18 protein-coding genes are annotated in these 16936 nt (G+C 57.9%); 7 read left to right on the top strand and 11 right to left on the bottom strand.

From position 1 onward, the window contains the following. Positions 1–26: 26 nt before the first annotated feature. From fzlA to FN806_RS19525, 3 genes are all read left to right on the top strand, one after another. A complete protein-coding gene (gene fzlA, locus FN806_RS19535; protein WP_142640277.1) occupies positions 27–692 on the top strand; it encodes an FtsZ-binding protein FzlA in 666 nt (221 codons plus the stop codon). Between the two features lie 79 nt (positions 693–771). Further along, complete coding sequence (gene queG / locus FN806_RS19530; protein ID WP_142640274.1) at positions 772–1809, top strand: tRNA epoxyqueuosine(34) reductase QueG; 1038 nt, start codon at positions 772–774, stop codon at positions 1807–1809. 72 nt (positions 1810–1881) lie between these two features. Continuing rightward, positions 1882–3885, top strand: a complete 2004-nt coding sequence (locus FN806_RS19525; RefSeq protein WP_142640272.1) for a hydantoinase/oxoprolinase N-terminal domain-containing protein — start codon at positions 1882–1884, stop codon at positions 3883–3885. A 21-nt stretch (positions 3886–3906) separates the two neighbouring features. On the opposite strand, the gene msrA is transcribed toward FN806_RS19525, so the two are convergent. The 3 genes from msrA to FN806_RS19510 all read right to left on the bottom strand — a co-directional run bounded on the left by msrA (position 3907) and on the right by FN806_RS19510 (position 5834). Further along, positions 3907–4416: a peptide-methionine (S)-S-oxide reductase MsrA gene (msrA, locus tag FN806_RS19520; RefSeq protein ID WP_142640270.1), complete on the bottom strand. Its 510-nt coding sequence runs from the start codon at positions 4414–4416 to the stop codon at positions 3907–3909. Further along, positions 4413–4862, bottom strand: a complete 450-nt coding sequence (gene msrB, locus FN806_RS19515; RefSeq protein ID WP_142640268.1) for a peptide-methionine (R)-S-oxide reductase MsrB — start codon at positions 4860–4862, stop codon at positions 4413–4415. Before msrB ends, msrA begins: the two co-directional genes overlap by 4 nt. A 93-nt stretch (positions 4863–4955) precedes the next feature. Next, complete coding sequence (locus FN806_RS19510) at positions 4956–5834, bottom strand: DMT family transporter (protein WP_142640266.1); 879 nt, start codon at positions 5832–5834, stop codon at positions 4956–4958. Positions 5835–5973: 139 nt separating this feature from the next. Here FN806_RS19510 and FN806_RS19505 point away from each other — a divergent pair, with 139 nt between their 5' ends. Continuing rightward, the gene (locus FN806_RS19505; RefSeq protein WP_142640264.1) at positions 5974–7170 is read left to right on the top strand and encodes a BCCT family transporter; all 1197 of its coding nucleotides are present in this window, start codon (positions 5974–5976) and stop codon (positions 7168–7170) included. 223 nt (positions 7171–7393) lie between these two features. On the opposite strand, the gene dxs is transcribed toward FN806_RS19505, so the two are convergent. The 6 genes from dxs to FN806_RS19475 form a co-directional block, all read right to left on the bottom strand. Then, positions 7394–9322: a 1-deoxy-D-xylulose-5-phosphate synthase gene (dxs, locus tag FN806_RS19500; RefSeq protein ID WP_142640262.1), complete on the bottom strand. Its 1929-nt coding sequence runs from the start codon at positions 9320–9322 to the stop codon at positions 7394–7396. A 16-nt stretch (positions 9323–9338) separates the two neighbouring features. Beyond that, on the bottom strand, positions 9339–10205 hold the full coding sequence (locus FN806_RS19495) for a polyprenyl synthetase family protein (RefSeq protein ID WP_142640260.1): 867 nt from the start codon (positions 10203–10205) through the stop codon (positions 9339–9341). Then, positions 10206–10448 (bottom strand): exodeoxyribonuclease VII small subunit, encoded by a 243-nt coding sequence (locus FN806_RS19490; protein ID WP_142640258.1) that lies wholly within the window; start codon positions 10446–10448, stop codon positions 10206–10208. It lies immediately after the preceding gene. Then, a complete protein-coding gene (locus FN806_RS19485; protein ID WP_142640256.1) occupies positions 10445–11371 on the bottom strand; it encodes a histone deacetylase family protein in 927 nt (308 codons plus the stop codon). Before FN806_RS19485 ends, FN806_RS19490 begins: the two co-directional genes overlap by 4 nt. Before the next feature lie 68 nt (positions 11372–11439). Then, positions 11440–12141: a response regulator gene (locus tag FN806_RS19480; RefSeq protein WP_142640254.1), complete on the bottom strand. Its 702-nt coding sequence runs from the start codon at positions 12139–12141 to the stop codon at positions 11440–11442. Continuing rightward, entirely contained in the window at positions 12138–12650 is a 513-nt protein-coding gene (locus tag FN806_RS19475; protein ID WP_142640252.1) for a MarR family winged helix-turn-helix transcriptional regulator, read from the bottom strand. Before FN806_RS19475 ends, FN806_RS19480 begins: the two co-directional genes overlap by 4 nt. 160 nt (positions 12651–12810) lie before the next feature. On the opposite strand from FN806_RS19475, the gene FN806_RS19470 reads away from it, so the two are divergent. The 3 genes from FN806_RS19470 to FN806_RS19460 all read left to right on the top strand — a co-directional run bounded on the left by FN806_RS19470 (position 12811) and on the right by FN806_RS19460 (position 15228). Then, positions 12811–13677, top strand: a complete 867-nt coding sequence (locus FN806_RS19470) for a branched-chain amino acid aminotransferase (protein ID WP_142640250.1) — start codon at positions 12811–12813, stop codon at positions 13675–13677. A gap of 125 nt (positions 13678–13802) precedes the next feature. Beyond that, positions 13803–14753: an AraC family transcriptional regulator gene (locus FN806_RS19465; RefSeq protein WP_142640248.1), complete on the top strand. Its 951-nt coding sequence runs from the start codon at positions 13803–13805 to the stop codon at positions 14751–14753. Positions 14754–14862: 109 nt separating this feature from the next. Continuing rightward, a complete protein-coding gene (locus FN806_RS19460; protein ID WP_142640246.1) occupies positions 14863–15228 on the top strand; it encodes an SPW repeat domain-containing protein in 366 nt (121 codons plus the stop codon). Between the two features lie 104 nt (positions 15229–15332). Here FN806_RS19460 and cobO read toward each other — a convergent pair whose 3' ends face one another. Together cobO and FN806_RS19450 are read right to left on the bottom strand one after the other, a co-directional pair. Then, positions 15333–15932 carry a cob(I)yrinic acid a,c-diamide adenosyltransferase gene (gene cobO / locus FN806_RS19455; protein ID WP_142640244.1) on the bottom strand — a complete coding sequence of 200 codons (600 nt, stop codon included), beginning with the start codon at positions 15930–15932 and terminating at the stop codon, positions 15333–15335. Between the two features lie 56 nt (positions 15933–15988). Next, positions 15989–16924 carry a DMT family transporter gene (locus FN806_RS19450; RefSeq protein WP_142640242.1) on the bottom strand — a complete coding sequence of 312 codons (936 nt, stop codon included), beginning with the start codon at positions 16922–16924 and terminating at the stop codon, positions 15989–15991. Positions 16925–16936: the final 12 nt, after the last annotated feature.

Here is a 16936-nt window from a genome sequence, read left to right as displayed (position 1 = left end):
GTATTCACTGGTTCGATTGGAAGCCCATGGCGCGTTTGTTTCATGTTCCCTTGTCCCCCTTCTGCCGCAAGGTGCGCCTGTCACTGGCGGAAAAGAAGATTGAGGTTGAGCTGGTCGAGGAGAAATACTGGGAGAAAGACCCGGATTTCCTGCGGCGCAACCCGGCCGGAAAAGTCCCGGTTCTTCGTCTGGACGGAAAGATCATGTCCGAAAGCAACGCGATTTGCGAATATATCGAAGAAACCCGGCCCGATCCTGCGCTGATGCCCCAAACGCCGGAGGCACGATACGAAGTGCGTCGGCTGGTGGCCTGGTTTGATGACAAGTTCCATCACGAGGTGACATCCAAACTGGTTTATGAGCGTGTGAACAAGAAGGTCACCGGGCAAGGTTATCCTGACAGTAAGAATGTCAAACAAGGCGCCAAGGCCATAAAGTATCACCTGGATTACATGGCCTGGTTGCTGGATCACCGCCGTTGGCTGGCCGGGGATCAGATGACATTGGCCGATTTTGCGGCTGCGGCGCATCTATCGACGCTGGATTATATCTCAGACGTGGATTGGAATCGGTCTCAGGCGGTTAAAGACTGGTACGCCAAGATCAAATCCCGACCTGCTTTCCGGTCGATCCTGGCGGATCAGGTTCCTGGGTTCAGGCCGCCCACCCATTACGCAGATCTGGATTTCTGATAGGGTCGCACAAGGGGGGCTGTCTGCCCCCCCCATCGCGCCTTGGGGCGCGATTCCCCCCGAAGGTATTTAGGGCCAGATGAAGAGCGGATCGGGTTTAAAGGATAGGCTGGTGGCACAGGCGCTGAGCGAGGGCTTTGTGTCTTGTCGCATTTGTCGCCCGTGGGATGTCCCCGAAGTGCCCGCTCGGCTGGAGGCGTTCCTGCAGGCCGAATATCACGGGCAAATGGGATGGATGGCCGAGCGGACCCATTGGCGAGGCGATCCGGCAGCGCTCTGGCCCGAGGCGAAATCGGTGATCATGTTGGCAGAAAGCTATGCGCCCGAACATGATCCAACCGAGATTCTGGACCACCCCGAGAAGGGGGCGATCTCAGTCTATGCGCAGAACAAGGACTATCACGACCTGGTCAAGAAGCGGCTCAAAAGGTTAGCCCGCTGGTTGATAGCCGAGGCTGGTGGCGAGGTGAAGGTCTTTGTCGATACCGCCCCGGTTCCGGAAAAGGCCTTGGGTCATGCTGCGGGGTTGGGATGGCAGGGTAAGCACACCAATCTTGTAAGTCGCGATTGGGGAAATTGGGCCTTTATAGGGTCTGTTTTTACAACTCTGGACCTACCTTCGGATCAAGCAGAAGTGGATCACTGTGGATCCTGCCGGGCCTGTTTGGCCGCCTGTCCGACAGACGCATTCCCGGCGCCTTATCAGTTGGACGCGCGGCGCTGCATTTCTTACCTGACAATCGAACACAAGGGTCCGGTTGATGAAGACCTGCGCGCGAAACTCGGCAATCGGATCTATGGTTGCGATGATTGCCTTGCCGCCTGCCCCTGGAACAAATTCGCAGTCACGGCCAGTGACATGCGCTATGCAGCGCGTGAGGATCTGAAGGCTCCTCGGCTGGCAGAATTGGCTGGCCTGGACGATCCGGAATTTCGAACGAAATTCTCGGGCTCTCCAATTAAGCGGATTGGACGGGACCGGTTTGTGCGAAATGTGCTGTACGCCATTGGCAACTCAGGCCTGCAGGGGTTGATACCGATTGCACAGGATTTGACAGAGGATCCGGATTCAGCCGTGGCAGATGCCGCGCGCTGGGCGGTCAAACAACTCTCCTAGGTGCCGCAAACAGGCTGGACGTGTCGGTGCAAACCGCTAAACCCAATCACAGCGAACAGGAAGGAGAACCCGATGGCGCTGGCTTTGGGGGTTGATACAGGCGGAACCTATACGGATGCGGTGCTGGTCCGGGATGAGACTGAGGTGATTGCTTCAGCCAAATCTCTGACAACACGAGCTGATCTGGCGATTGGCGTCGGCAAGGCGATTTCTGCGGTTCTGACGCAGGCTCAGGTGTCACCGGAGCAGATCTCAATGGCGTCGCTGTCAACGACATTGGCCACGAATGCGCTGGTCGAAGGGCAGGGTGGCCGGGTTGCCCTTGTCTATATCGGGTTCTGGGAAGGAGATCTGGAAAAGCATGGTCTGCGGGATGCTTTGAAAGGGGATCCTGCTTTGGTTGTGGCGGGCGGTCACACGCATGCTGGAACAGAGGCCAGGCCATTGGATGTTCAGGCGATTGAAGCCTTTTTAGACTCTAATTCAGGGGTTTCAGGTTTCGCTGTGGCCGGTCAGTTCGCCACCAGAAACCCGGCGCATGAACTTGAGGTCGCCCGCATTATTACTGATCGGACGGGTGCGCCGGTGACATGTTCGCACCATCTGTCGGCCAAGTTGAATGGCCCAAAACGTGCGGTGACAGCGGTGCTGAATGCACGGTTGATTGGCATGATCGACCGCTTGATCGGACGGGCACAGGATCAGCTTGTGACGCTAGGTATTTCAGCGCCAATGATGGTGGTTCGCGGCGACGGAGCGTTGATGAGCGCCGAACAGGCGCGGGATCGACCGATTGAAACGATTTTGAGCGGCCCTGCGGCCTCGATCGTCGGGGCGCGCTGGCTAACGGGAGCCGAGAACGCGCTGGTATCAGATATCGGTGGTACCACGACCGATGTCGCCTTGATCCGGGATGGCAAGCCCGCCATTGATCCCGAAGGTGCCAGGGTTGGCGGCTTTCGCACCATGGTGGAGGCCGTCGCAATGCGGACCCACGGGTTGGGCGGGGACAGTCAGGTACATGTTGTAACCGAAGGGCTGGGCGGCGGCATCTTCCTGGGACCGCGCCGTGTTTTGCCCGTATCTCTGATCGCGTCAGAAGCGCCCGACGAGGTTCACACGGCCTTGGATGCGCAGTTGCGGGCCCCAACTGTGGGTGAACATGACACCCGGTTTGCACGTCTGGTACCGGGTGTTCATGCCGAAGGTCTGGGGGCAAGGGAAACCGCCCTGGTGGATCGCTTGGGGCAGAAGGTTCTGCCACTGTCTGATTTGCTTAAAACGCGGATGGAGACAGGCGCACTTACTCGTTTGGTGGATCGTGGAATCGTTCAGGTATCCGGCGTGACACCTTCGGATGCCAGCCATGTTCTGGGCCGTTTGGATGCCTGGGACGCAGAGGCTGCACGCAAAGCGCTGGAACTGGTGGCGCGAAAACGGATTGGCACCGGTGATATGCTGGCTGCAACACCGGATCTGGTGGCGCAGATGATCGTTGATCAGCTGACCGAACAGACCTCTTTGACCTTGTTAGAGACCGCTTTTTCAGAAGAAGCCGAGGATTTCGGCGTTCTGGCACCCGATCTGGCCCGGCATGTTTTGACGCGGAAAGGTCTGGCCGGGCATCGCGGTTTGGTGGCGCTGGACGCGGCACTGAATGTGGATGTGATCGGTCTTGGGGCGTCGGCCCCCAGCTATTACCCCGCAGTCGGGGAAAGATTGCGATGCCGCATGATTCTGCCGGAACACACGGGCGTGGCCAATGCGATTGGAGCTGTGGTTGGCAGGCTGACACTGCGCCGGGCCGGGACCGTCACCGCGCCATCCGAAGGGCGGTACAGGGTGCATCTTGAAGACGGGCCTCAGGACTTTAGCGATTCTGACGAGGCGATGGCGCTGCTGGAATCCATCCTGAGGGATGAGGCGGAAGGAGAAGTGCGCGGAGCCGGTGCCGAGGATATCCGAGTGATCGTCGACCGGGATATCCGCACCGCCCGTATCGAAGCGCAGGAGGTCTTTGTTGAGGCAATGATCACCGTCGAGGCCAGTGGAAGGCCGCGGGTGGCGTCTGACTAGCCCCTGATCCGGGGCTAATCCTTACTCGGCCGCGTCGCGTTTGGGCAGAACCCAATCCGGGCGCGGGAAATGGCAGGTATAGCCGTTCGGGATGCGTTCAAGATAATCCTGATGCTCGGACTCGGCCTCCCAGAAATCGCCAACGGGTTCAATCTCGGTCACGACTTTGCCGGGCCAGATGCCACTGGCATTCACATCGGCAATGGTGTCCAGGGCGACCTGTTTCTGGGCGTCATCGACATAATAAATGGCCGAGCGATAGCTCATCCCCATGTCGTTCCCTTGCCGGTTCACCGTAGTCGGGTCATGGATCTGAAAGAAAAATTCGAGCAGATCGCGATAGGTGGTCACGGTAGGATCGTAAAAGATCTCGATCGCCTCGGCATGGGTGCCATGGTTGCGATAAGTGGCGTTGGGCACGTCTCCACCAGTATATCCGACGCGAGTGCGGAAAACGCCCGGGCGTTTGCGGATCAGATCCTGCATGCCCCAAAAGCAGCCCCCGGCAAGAACGGCGCGATGTTCGGTCATTCGATCTCCTCCACATGAATCAGGAATTCGCCATAGCCTTCGGCTTCCATCTGATCGCGATGGACGAACCGTAATGAGGCTGAGTTGATACAGTATCGCAGCCCGCCATGTTCGCGGGGGCCGTCGGGAAATACATGCCCCAAATGGCTATCGCCATGTTTCGAGCGAACTTCGGTCCGGATCATACCCAGCGAGGCATCGCGCAGTTCTTCAACATGCTCATGCACGATTGGTTTGGTGAAACTGGGCCAGCCGCAGCCGGATTCGTACTTGTGCGCCGAGGCGAACAAAGGCTCACCCGAGACGATATCCACGTAGATGCCGGGTTCTTTGTTATTCAGCAGTTTGCCAGTTCCGGGCCGTTCGGTGCCGCTGTTTTGCGTGACGTGGTATTCCTCGGGCGACAATGCGGCGACGGCCTCAGGGGATTTGGTGTAACGGGTCATTGCTCCTCCGGACTTCTGGTGGTTCGCATAATAGATGGGGATTATTGGCGGAAAGCAAAGGGTGTTCTGCCGGGCTCGCGCAGTTGTGCAAGGTCAGGCTGGTTTTCTGCCGGGTTGGCGAGACAGTTGCACCGCCAGAATGCCCAGTGTTGTGATAAGAACCCCGACCGCATCCAGCGGCCCCAGTTTTTCGCCCAACAAGATCGCGGCGATGGTGACACCAAAGACCGGGTTGAGAAAGTGAAACGTGGCCGCCCGGGTTGCGCCGATCCGATTCAGCAGCAGGAACCAGATGAACGTGGCCAGAAGGCCGGGAAACAGAGTTGTATAGGTGAAGGCCAGGACCAGCGGCACCGTCAAGTGGAAATGAATCGTTTCGAATACCGGTGCTGCAACAAACAGAATGGCCGATCCGACCAGCATCTGTAAGCCAACCACCATCATGAAATTCCCGCCCGATGTCGCCCCACGCACTGCGAGCGTGGCAAATGTCAGCGCAAGCGCTCCAATGCCACAAAGCAAGACGCCGAACAGATCAACGCCGTCGCCGATCCGACTGCTCATGATCAGAGCAACACCGGCGAACCCGGCACACAGGCCGACAATTCCAACTGGCCGTAATCTGTCGCCCATAAACAGCCAACTGGCCAAGGCAACCAGCAATGGCATGGTCGAGGCGATGATGGCGGCAACAGAGGCCTCGATTGTTTGCATCGCATAGAAGTTTAGGCCTAAATAAAGGGCATTTTGACATATCCCGAACAGGATGGTGGCATACCATTGTGACCGCGTCAGCCGCCAGCTTTGGCCCATCGCCCGTGCAATCACGACGCCAATCAAACCCGAGATCAGAAACCGCAGAGCCAGGGAAAACAACGGCGATGCGTCCGCCACGATGATCCGGGCCGAGGTGAAGGCCGAAGACCAGATAAACGCAAATGTCAGCCCCATGGCCATTGCGCGAAAATCCATCGCGACCCCCTGTTCAGATTTTCGCGCACTGTTGACCGAATAAGCGCGCGCCGCAAGCAGTGCTGTTTTTATTGATTGATCAGCCAATAAACTATAACAGCGTCATGAACTGACATTAATGGGAGGATTGTCGGTGCTATTGGAGTACATACTATCATTTGGCGTCTTGCTGGCGTTGGGCCTTGTTGCCTTCTTTGTGGTGAAGTGGTGGAATCTGCGGATCGTCGGCGTAACGCCGGTTCATCTGTTCACCTTCATCGCGATTCTGTTCACATCCGGGTTGGATGTCGGCCTGATCATGTTTCCGCTGACCGAATTCGGCGGCTATGCCGAAGATCCCGCCTATGCGTTTGCCAACCCACTGGCGATCGAATTCGGGTTCTGGGGCTTTCTGATCTGGGCGTTCTACTTTCTGACCGCGTTCTATTTCTGTGTCATCGAGCCGCGCGTGAAGTTCTTTGAAATCCCGCTGGTCAAGCTGATCAACAATGTGGTCATCATCGGCACCTGCGCTTTCACCGCCAGCCTGTTCCTGATCTACCTGCCTGGCTACCTGCCCGAGGTCGGAGACGGCGAGTCAGTGGTCACCACCTTCTATGTCATCGTGTTTGTCGTCATTCTGGCAGCGGCCTATTCTTCGACCGACCTGAAATACGTGCGTATCCTGTCGGTGGGCTCGACCTTTTTGTTCCTGGCACTGATCCTGGGCATGTGGGTTGCTGCGGGCATGGGCGTGAATGGCTTTGTGGAAACCGGAAGCAATGTTGGTGCCTATTTCACCAACCTGCACAAGTTTGTCCTGCCGCTGACAGATTATCACGCCTTCTACCTGTTCTGGTGGTTTGCCTGGTCGATCATGATCGGCCAGTTCACATCTCGCTTTGTAGGTGGGCTGAAGACCTGGCAGCTACTGGCTGCTCTGCTGATCTTTCCGTCGATACCTTTGGCGATCTGGTTCACCGTTCTCTACTATTACCACCTGAACGGCATCAGCACCGCTGGCATCACCAACATTGCGATGGTGATTGTGGGCGTGACTTTCGTGATCAACTCACTGGATTCGTTGATCAGGCTCTATACGGACAACCTGAACATGACAGTCGCCCGCTTTGGTAAAGCGATCTATGTGGCGGGCAATGTTGTGCTGCTGTTCGTCCTGACCTTGCTGTTCCAAAGCCAGTGGTTGCAGATCCAGTGGATCGGCGCAGTTGTTGTCGGCCTCTATCTGGCCTGTGTGGTTTATATCCTGATCACCAAACGCAAAGAGGTGCTGAGCATAACTGGGATGCCCGAAGACCGTGATCTGGATTTCCACAAGGTCGAGACGGTTCACTGATCAACATCGAGAAAAAGCTAATACGGGCGCCTTGGTGCCCGTATTTTTTTGGCCGCGACTGTGTAAGCAATGCGGAAAGGGTCAAAAAGGCCAAACAAAGCGACACGTGTGAAATCACAAACTTGCAATATCTTTTACTTATGTTGGCTTAGTTCAATCGTCATTCACTGGAGAGCTCTCTTGAGGTTCCATCTTCCTTGGAGTTGATAACCTCAATGTTCCCTCAGGCGCGTTTTTCACCAATCGTGGCCACACCCAGAACAGACAGGACCTTGGCCTCGATCTGTTCGGCATTCATACCGGCAACCGCATACATATCCGCCGGGTTTGCCTGATCAATGAAGATATCCGGAAACACCATCGAGCGGTATTTAAGGCCCTGATCAAACACACCCTCATCGGCCAGTAGCTGCGCCACATGGCTGCCGAAACCGCCAATCGCACCCTCTTCGATGGTGATCAGCGCCTCATGATCGGAGGCCAGATTCAGGATCAGGTCGCGGTCCAGCGGTTTGGCGAAACGTGCATCGGCGATGGTGGGGGTGATGCCGCGCGCGGATAAGGCCTCGGCGGCTTTTTGTACTTCGGCCAAGCGCGTACCGAAAGACAGCAATGCCACACGCGCGCCCTTCTGAATTATCCGGCCTTTGCCGATTTTAAGCACTTCACCACGCTCGGGCAGGTCTACGCCCACGCCTTCACCGCGGGGATAGCGGAAGGCGATCGGGCCTTCGTCGTGGGCGACGGCGGTGGCCACCATATGCATCAGCTCGGCCTCATCTGCGGCGGCCATCACGACCATGCCCGGCAGGTTGGCCAGATAGGCAATGTCAAACGATCCGGCATGGGTCGCCCCATCAGCGCCCACCAGACCAGCGCGGTCGATGGCAAATCGCACGGGCAGGCGCTGAATGGCCACATCATGCACGACCTGATCATAGCCGCGCTGCAGGAAGGTCGAATACATGGTGCAGAACGGCTTCATCCCGCCCGCAGCCAAAGCCGCCGAGAACGTCACACCATGCTGTTCCGCAATCGCTACATCGAAACAACGTGACGGGTAGCGTTCGGCAAACAGGTTCAACCCGGTTCCATCGGGCATGGCGGCGGTGACGGCGACGATCTTGTCGTCCCGCGCGGCTTCTTCCACCAGGGTCTTGCCGAAGACCGACGTATAAGAGGGTGCGTTTGACGGCGCCTTCTTTTGCTCACCCGTCACAACATCGAATTTCGCGGTCGCGTGACCCTTGTCGCGGGCCTGCTCGGCGGGGGCATAGCCCTTGCCCTTTTTGGTCAACACATGGATCAGGATCGGGCCGGTCGCCCGTGCCTTGACCGTGCGCAGCACCGGCAACAGCTGATCCATGTCGTGCCCGTCAATCGGGCCGAGATAGGAAAAGCCCAGTTCTTCGAACAAAGTACCGCCTACGGCCATGCCCTTGAGCATTTCCTTGGCGCGTTTGGCGCCTTCGCGGAACGGTTCCGGCAACAAGGACACCGCGCCCTTGGCGGCGGCCTTCAGATCGTGGAACGGTTCTTCGGCATAAATGCGCGACAGATAACTGGACAGGGCGCCAACCGGCGGTGCGATGCTCATTTCATTGTCGTTGAGGATAACGATCAGGCGCTTTTTCAGGTGGCCCGCATTGTTCATCGCCTCAAACGCCATACCCGCCGACATCGAGCCATCGCCGATTACCGCAATCGCATCGCCTAGGCCTTCAGGTGTGACACCACCCAGATCACGCGCTACGGCAAAGCCAAGGGCCGCACTGATCGAGGTGCTGGAATGCGCCGCGCCAAACGGGTCATAGGGGCTTTCGCTGCGCTTGGTGAACCCGCTCAACCCGCCGGGTTGGCGCAGGGTACGGATCCGGTCGCGCCGCCCGGTCAGGATTTTATGCGGATAGCACTGGTGCCCGACATCCCAGATGATTTTGTCACGCGGCGTATCGAATACCGCATGCAGCGCGGTGGTCAGTTCCACCACGCCCAGACCCGCACCCAGATGCCCGCCGGTGACCGACACGGCCGAGATCGTCTCGGCCCGTAATTCCTGCGCCACCTGATGCAGCTGCGCGTCTGAAAACTGCCGCAGGTCGGCCGGGCGGTTCACAAGATCCAGCAGAGGAGTGTTCGGGCGGTCAGACATATGGCTCGTTCCTGGCTTAGCTGTCCCGGGCAATAACGAAGCGGGCGGCGTCCTTCAAGGTTTCAGCCGACGCGCCATAGCCTTCCAACGCGGCGCAGCTCTGTTCCACCAGCTCCGCGGCACGGGTTCTAGCGGCGTCGAGGCCCAGCAGAGACACAAACGTGGCCTTTCCCGCCTCGGCATCCTTCTGAAGGCGCTTGCCCGCAATTTCGGCGTTACCCTCTATATCCAAGATGTCATCTGCGATTTGAAAAGCAAGACCAAGGGATTGGGCATATTGGCGCAAGGGCGCAAGATCAGCTTGGGCCAGACGCGCGCCGGCGCATGCAGACCACTCGATCAGTGCTCCGGTTTTTCCTGCCTGCAAATGGGTGATTTCTTCCAGCGTCAGCGGAGAGTCTGCCGATTCCGCCGCGATATCCAGCGCCTGGCCCAGCACCATGCCCTGCGCTCCGCTTGCTTGCGCCAGAGACAAGGCCAATTCCGCGCGAATTTCGGCGGGGCCAATTTCGGAACGGGTGCAAAGTTCGAATGCCAGCGTCTGCAACGCGTCGCCTGCCAGAACCGCGATGCCCTCATCCCATTTCAGATGAACTGTCGGGCGCCCGCGACGCAAATCGTCGTCATCCATGCAGGGCAGGTCATCATGCACCAGAGAATAGGCGTGCAACGCCTCGATCCCCGTGGCAGGCCAGATCGCCCGCGCAGTATCCACATCATGCAGCCGCGCGCTTTCCAGCACCAAAAACCCGCGCAGACCTTTGCCGCCTTGCGTGGCATAGGCCATCGCCTGTGTCACATCCAGATCGTCCAGCGCACCCAGAACCAGATCAAAATGGTCCTGAATCAGCGTCGCATCCTGCGCCAGTCTTTCGCGAAACATTTACTGACCTTCGACAACCGTCGTCCCGGTCGGTTGACCATCGGCGTCCAAGGTGATCGCGGCCACTTTTTCCTCGGCCCGCTTCAGTTCATCCTCGCAGCGTTTCTTCAGCGCTGCACCCCGTTCATACAAGGCGATGGACTGGTCCAGCGCCACATCTCCACGCTCCAGCTGGCCGACAACGGCCTCAAGCTCTTTCATCGCCTGTTCGAATGTCATCTGGTCAACGGGTGTATCTGTCATCGGGCTGCCTTCATCAACTCTTCCACATGGGCACGTGTGGCCTCGGCCAAGGCTTTCAGATCATACCCGCCTTCCAAAGTCGAGACGATACGTCCCGCGCAATGCTGATCGGCAATCTTGCACAATTCGGCAGTGATCCAGGCGAAATCTTCGGTGGCCCAGTTCAGATTAGCCAGCGGATCATCCTGATGGGCGTCAAACCCGGCAGAGATTATGATCAGCTCGGGTTTGAAGGCGCGCAGTCTCGGGAAAGCCATTGTTTCATAGGCGGCGCGCATCTCGGCGCCGCCGGTTCCGGGAGACAGTGGAATATTCAGGACGTTCTCAAAGGCGCCGGTCTCGTCGGCGCGGCCTGATCCCGGCCACAAGGGCATCTGTTGGCTGGTGATCACCAACGCGCGCGGCTCATCCCAAAGCAAATCCTGCGTGCCATTGCCGTGATGCACATCGAAATCCACCACAGCGACGCGACGCAGACCGTGATGATCCAACGCGTGTTTCACCCCCAATGCGGCGTTGCCGAACAGGCAGAACCCCATTGCGGTTTCATTCTCGGCGTGATGGCCGGGAGGGCGAATGGCACAGAACGCATTTGGGGCTTCTCCGCCCAGCACTAAATCCACGGCTTTTACCACAGCCCCTGCAGCCCTATAGGCCGCATCTACAGATCCCGGCGACATGAATGTATCGCCGTCCACCTGCCGGAATCCCTCTGTCGGGCGACTTTTGCGGATGTCGCGAATATGGCTTTCGGGGTGAATACGCAGCAGGTCGTCATCGGCTGCAAGCGGCGCGGTCACACGATCCAGGTCCAGCCTATCCAGCGCATGAAGGATATGTTCCAGTCGCGCGATTTGTTCCGGATGCCCCTCGGGTGTCACGTGCCCAAGACAATCCGCATGGGTCAAAAGGGCAGTTTTCATCACAATCCCCTGTTCATCTGGTCAAAATACCTTCGCCGAAGGCAAAGAACCGCCACGCAGCGGTTCAATCAATCCGGAGCCAGCATGTACCCGGCCCCGCGCACGGTTTGCAGGTACCGGGGTTGTTTCGGGTCTTGCTCGATCTTGCGTCTCAGCCGTGTGATCTGCACATCCACGGCACGCTCCTGCGCCTGACCCTTGTCACGGCCCAGATCCTCGACCAGCTTGGCGCGACTGATAGGGGCGCCGGGTTGGGCCGAGAAGATCTTCATCAGCTGGCTTTCCGTTGCGGTTAGGCGGACCGTTTCTTCGCCCCGCCACATCTCACCGCGCTCAACATCATAGCGGATCGGGCCGAGATGCAGAATCTTGGTTGCGGCATCCTGTGCCGGGGTTTCCGGCATCCGGCGCAGGATCGCATTGATCCGCAACAAAAGCTCTTTGGGCTCGAACGGTTTGGCCAGATAATCATCGGCCCCCGCCTCAAGCCCGGCGATACGGTGTTCGGTTTCGCCCCGCGCCGTCAGCAACAGGATCGGGGTGGTGTGGGTCTCGCGCAGGGCTCTGGTCAGGCTGACACCATCTTCGCCGGGCATCATCACATCCAGAACGATCATGTCGAAATCCAACCCCGACAGCACCCGACGTGCATGGGCCGCATCCCGCGCCGCGGTCACCAGAAACCCGTTTCGCATCAGGAATTTCTTGAGCAGATCGCGAATACGCTCGTCATCGTCAACGATCAACAGATGGGCGTCCATATCACTCATGAGGTCGTATCCCGCAATTTGGTATAGGCATGACGCATATCAGCATCCATCATTGCTTCAAGCACTTTGCGAAACCCAGACACCGCTTCTGGGCCTGCGTCCTTATAGGCCGCGCGCATCCGCACGCGCTGGGCCTCGGACAGCCTGGTTTCAAGCGCCCTCCCGGCTTCGGTCAGAAACAGGTGCCGTTCGCGCTTGTCTACTGTACCGACCCTGCTTTCGACCAACCCATCGTCAATCAATGTCCGAAGGACCCGGTTCAGAGACTGTTTCGTCACCCCAAGAATAGCAAGCAGGTTATTGACGGTCGTCCCCGGTGCGCGATTTATAAAGTGGATAGCACGGTGGTGTGCCCGCCCATAGGCCAGCTGTGTCAGAATGCGATCCGGGTCCGCCGTGAACCCGCGATAGGCAAAAAACATCGCCTCGATCCCCTGCCGCAGCTGTTCATCCGTAAGAAACAACAGGCTTTCTCCGCCAAAGGCCTGGGCGGGGCGGGTATCTGACATATTCTGCCTCATTCGTTACACAGGTCCGAGTTTATGTCAGCGTTGTTGACATTCCAAGAGCGGACAGGTATCGAATCGCAGTTTTTGCGCAACTTTATGTCCACTTCGGACCTATACTGCGCAATAATCGGAATATTCAACCCAGGCAGGGAGGTTTCGCATGGCGGGGTATGATGATCGTGACGGTGTCATCTGGATGGATGGAGAACTTGTGCCCTGGCGCGAGGCGAATGTCCACATTCTGAGCCATGCGATGCACTATGCGTCTTCGGTCTTTGAGGGCGAGCGGGCCTATAACGGCAAAATTTTCAAAAGTAGGAAGCATTCTGAACGGCTGGTCGCCTCGGCCGAGGCGCTGGACATGCCGATGCCCTATACGATCGACCAGATCGAAGCGGCAAAGGAAGACGCGCTGAAGGCAAGTGGCTTGCAGGACGCCTATGTCCGTGCGCTGGTCTGGCGTGGTTCGGGCGAGGATATGGGCGTGGCTTCGGCCAAGAACCCGGTCCGCATGGCCGTAGCGGTCTGGCCCTGGGGTGCCTATTACGGCGACGCCAAGATGCAGGGCGCCAAGCTGGATATCGCGGAATGGAAGCGGCCCAGCCCTGAAACCATCCCGGTCCATGCCAAGGCGGCCGGGCTGTACATGATATGCACCATTTCCAAGCATAAGGCCGAGGCCAAGGGCTGCTCGGATGCGCTGTTCATGGACTGGCGTGGTTATGTTGCCGAGGCGACCGGGGCCAACGTGTTCTTCGTCAAAGACGGTGAGGTTCATACTCCGCTGGCCGATTGCTTTTTGAACGGGATCACCCGCCAGACAGTGATCCAGATGCTAAAAGACAAAGGCATCACGGTGCATGAGCGCCGCATCAAACCCGAAGAGATGGCCGATTTTGAACAATGCTGGCTGACCGGTACTGCGGCCGAGGTCACGCCTGTGGGCCAGATCGGCGACTATAAGTTCGAAGTCGGTGACCTCACCCGCGAAATCGCCGCAGATTATGAGGCGCTGGTCCGCGCCTGATCGCAGATTTGAGACAGATAGAGCCCCCGCGATTTCGCTGGGGTTTTTCTTTGCCGTTCATTCGCAATTCATTGCAGATCGTACAGGTAACTGGACGAACGCGTGGCGGGGTGTAGGTTACGGTAATGTTAGACCTTCTCAGCGATATCCTCACCCGTCTGTCCTTGCGCGGGACATTTTACTTCCGCACTTCTTTTACTCCTCCGTTCGGGATTCAGGTTCCAGCCTTTGAAAACGTCGCCCGGTTTCATTTTGTTCAACGGGGTGAGCTTCATGTTTTCGTCTCTAATACAGCGGGAACTCTGCGTTTGAAGCAGGGTGATCTGATCCTGATTCCCCATGGTACGGCCCATGCGTTGCTGTGCAACGAAGTCAAGCCGTTGGACGCTTTGCCTCTGGAGCAGGTGCTGGAAGATGCGGGTTACACGGGGGATGGGGTTTTGATCTATGGCGGAGAGGACAAAGGTCGTGACACGCAACTGATCTGCGGCCACTTCTCGTTCACCGGCCCTCCGGGTCGACAAGGTACCGGGCATATGTTGCTGGATCGGTTGCCGCCTTACATCCTGATCGAGAATTACGGCGAAGAGGCTGGGGCCTGGTTCGAGTCCACCCTGCGCATGATCGGATCCGAGGTCAGCGGCGCGCGTATCGGTGGCGACCTGATCGCGTTGAAACTGTCCGAAGTGCTGTTCGCGCAGGCCATCCGTGCTTATCTTGAGTATCAAAGCCCAAGTGACTCGGCCCTGGCAGGATTTGCAGATCCGCGAATTTCACGCGCGCTGACCGCGTTTCACCGCGCACCAGCGGAAGTATGGAGCGTTGAGACCCTGGCCCGAGAGGCCGCTATGTCCCGCACGGCCTTTGCCCAGCTCTTTGCTGAAAAGATGGGGGCCACGCCCATGCAATACCTCACCGATTGGCGGATGCAGATTGCCTGTCAGGGATTGGTCGAAAGCCGCTGGAACGTTTCCGATGCGGCGGCCGAGGTGGGGTATGCCTCTGAGGCCGCGTTTTCCCGCGTGTTCAAGAAACAGATCGGTCTGTCACCGGCGGCTTATCGAGCCATGCATTGATCCTCCATCATTCTGAACGATCTGCAAGGTTTCATGGACGATCCAGAATTAAGCGTTCGACCTACTTGTCCTAGTTTGAGATCATCTCAAACTAGGAAAGGAAAATGCAATGTCTCTCCGTTTCGTTACCCGCAATATTCATGCCTATCTCGATTACCCGGTTGCCATCGCCCTGATGGCGCTGCCGTTTGTTCTGGGGTTGGGTCAGTCCAATCCGATGGCCCTGTGGCTGTCGGTTGTGACCGGCATTGCAGCATTCGTCCTGACCGTATTGACCGATCATCATCTGGGGATTTGGAAGGTATTGCCTTATCGCGTCCACCTAGGCGTCGATCTGCTGGTCGGGGTGGTGTTTCTGGCGGCACCCAGCCTGTTTGGGTTTCAGGGTCTGGATGCGATATTCTACTGGCTGAACGGCGCGGCGGTGGTGGCGGTCATCTCGCTCAGCGCGCCAGAGCAAGAGGCGTTTGCTTGAACAGGCACATGCCCTGACGCCTCGATACCTTTGCTTCCCACTCGGAAAACAAAGCCGCCCGTTCAAACAACGGGCGGCTTATCGCGGTGACCTTGATAAAGCGCTCAGAAATCCACGCCGCGCTGAGCTTTGATTCCGGCCTGAAACGGGTGCTTTTCTTCGGTCATCTCAGTGACCAGATCAGCATAGTTACGCAGCGCCTCCGGGGCGTCGCGGCCGGTCAGGAACACGCTGGTCTTGTCGGACCGCGCCTTGAGCCCGTCGATCACCTGATCGACAGTCAGATATTCATAGCGCAGGGCAATATTGATCTCGTCCAGAACGACCAGATCATACTCACCGCTTTCCATCAGTGCCCGCGCCTTGTCAAAAGCGGCGTTGGCAGCAGCGATATCGCGTTCGCGGTCCTGAGTGTCCCAGGTAAAGCCTTCGCCCATCGTGTGCCAGGTGACCAAGTCGCGCTCTTCAAAGAACCGTCGCTCACCGGTTTTCCACTTGCCCTTGATGAACTGTACGACGGCAACTTTCTGACCCCATCCCAGCGCTCGGATCACGACACCAAACGCGGCCGAGGATTTGCCCTTGCCCTTGCCGGTATTGATCAGCACCAGACCACGGCCCGGGTCGACGGCCTCGGACACTTTTTTGCGGTGCTTGGCCTGCACCTGCTGCATCTTTTCTTTGTGATCCTGCGCGTCGCTCATTCGGGCACCTCTGAGATTGTTGGGCCCAAACTAGGGCAAGATTGAAAAAGGTAAAGTCACGCTTTGTGATCGGTCAGGGACCGGGCCTTGCCGCGTTCCAGTCCCAGCTGGTGTTCGCGCCAGATCACGACCACATTGCCCGCTATCACCAGCGTCGCACCCAACAGGATCGCAAGCGTCGGCAGCTCATCAAACCAGATATAGCCGATGAATATGGCAAACAGCATGGTGGTATAGTCATAAGGCGCCAGCATTGAGGCCTGACCAAAGCGATAGGACGAGGTGACCAGAATCTGTGCAACACCGCCGATCAACCCCATTATGATCATAATTAGAGCCTGATTAAGTGTTGGCATGGTCCAACCCCAAAACGCGGTCAGAGCTGAAAGCAGGGTAGCGGTCATCGAGAAATAGAACACGATCGCGGCCGGGTGATCCACCTTGACCAGCTGCCGGATGTGGATCTGAACAAAGGCACGGGCGAGTGTGGCCGCCAGCACGCAAAGCGCCCCGATTGTGGCTGCCATCTCCATCTGGGTGGTGCCCAGCCTTGGCCAAACCATAATCAGCACGCCCAACAATCCCAGCGCGACGGCACCGATGCGGATCATGCGAATGCGCTCGCCCAGAATCAGCGCGGCTAGGATCAGGGTGAAGATCGGCGTGGCATAGCCTATCGCTGTTACCTCGGGGAGTGGCAACAGGCTGAGACCCGTAAAGGTCAAACCCATGGCGCTAGTGCCCAGAACGCCGCGCCAGAAATGACCCATCGGCTTTTTGACCACAAAGCCCTGCGCCAGCTCTCCGCGCCAAAGCAACCAGGCAATGATGACGGGAATGGCGAAGAGCGACCGGAAAAACACCAGTTCGCCGGGCGGGAAATCTTCGGACAGGGCCTTGACCAGTGCAGACATTGAGGTGAACAGAACCAACGCGGCCAGTTTCAGGCCCACTGCAAGCATGGGTCGGTGGGAAGTCAGGGATTGTGCCATTGGCCGAGAACC

Origin of the sequence: Ruegeria faecimaris (assembly GCF_900182615.1) — a bacterium.
Lineage (GTDB): Bacteria > Pseudomonadota > Alphaproteobacteria > Rhodobacterales > Rhodobacteraceae > Ruegeria > Ruegeria faecimaris.
This window is presented reverse-complemented; position numbering and strand designations above follow the sequence as displayed.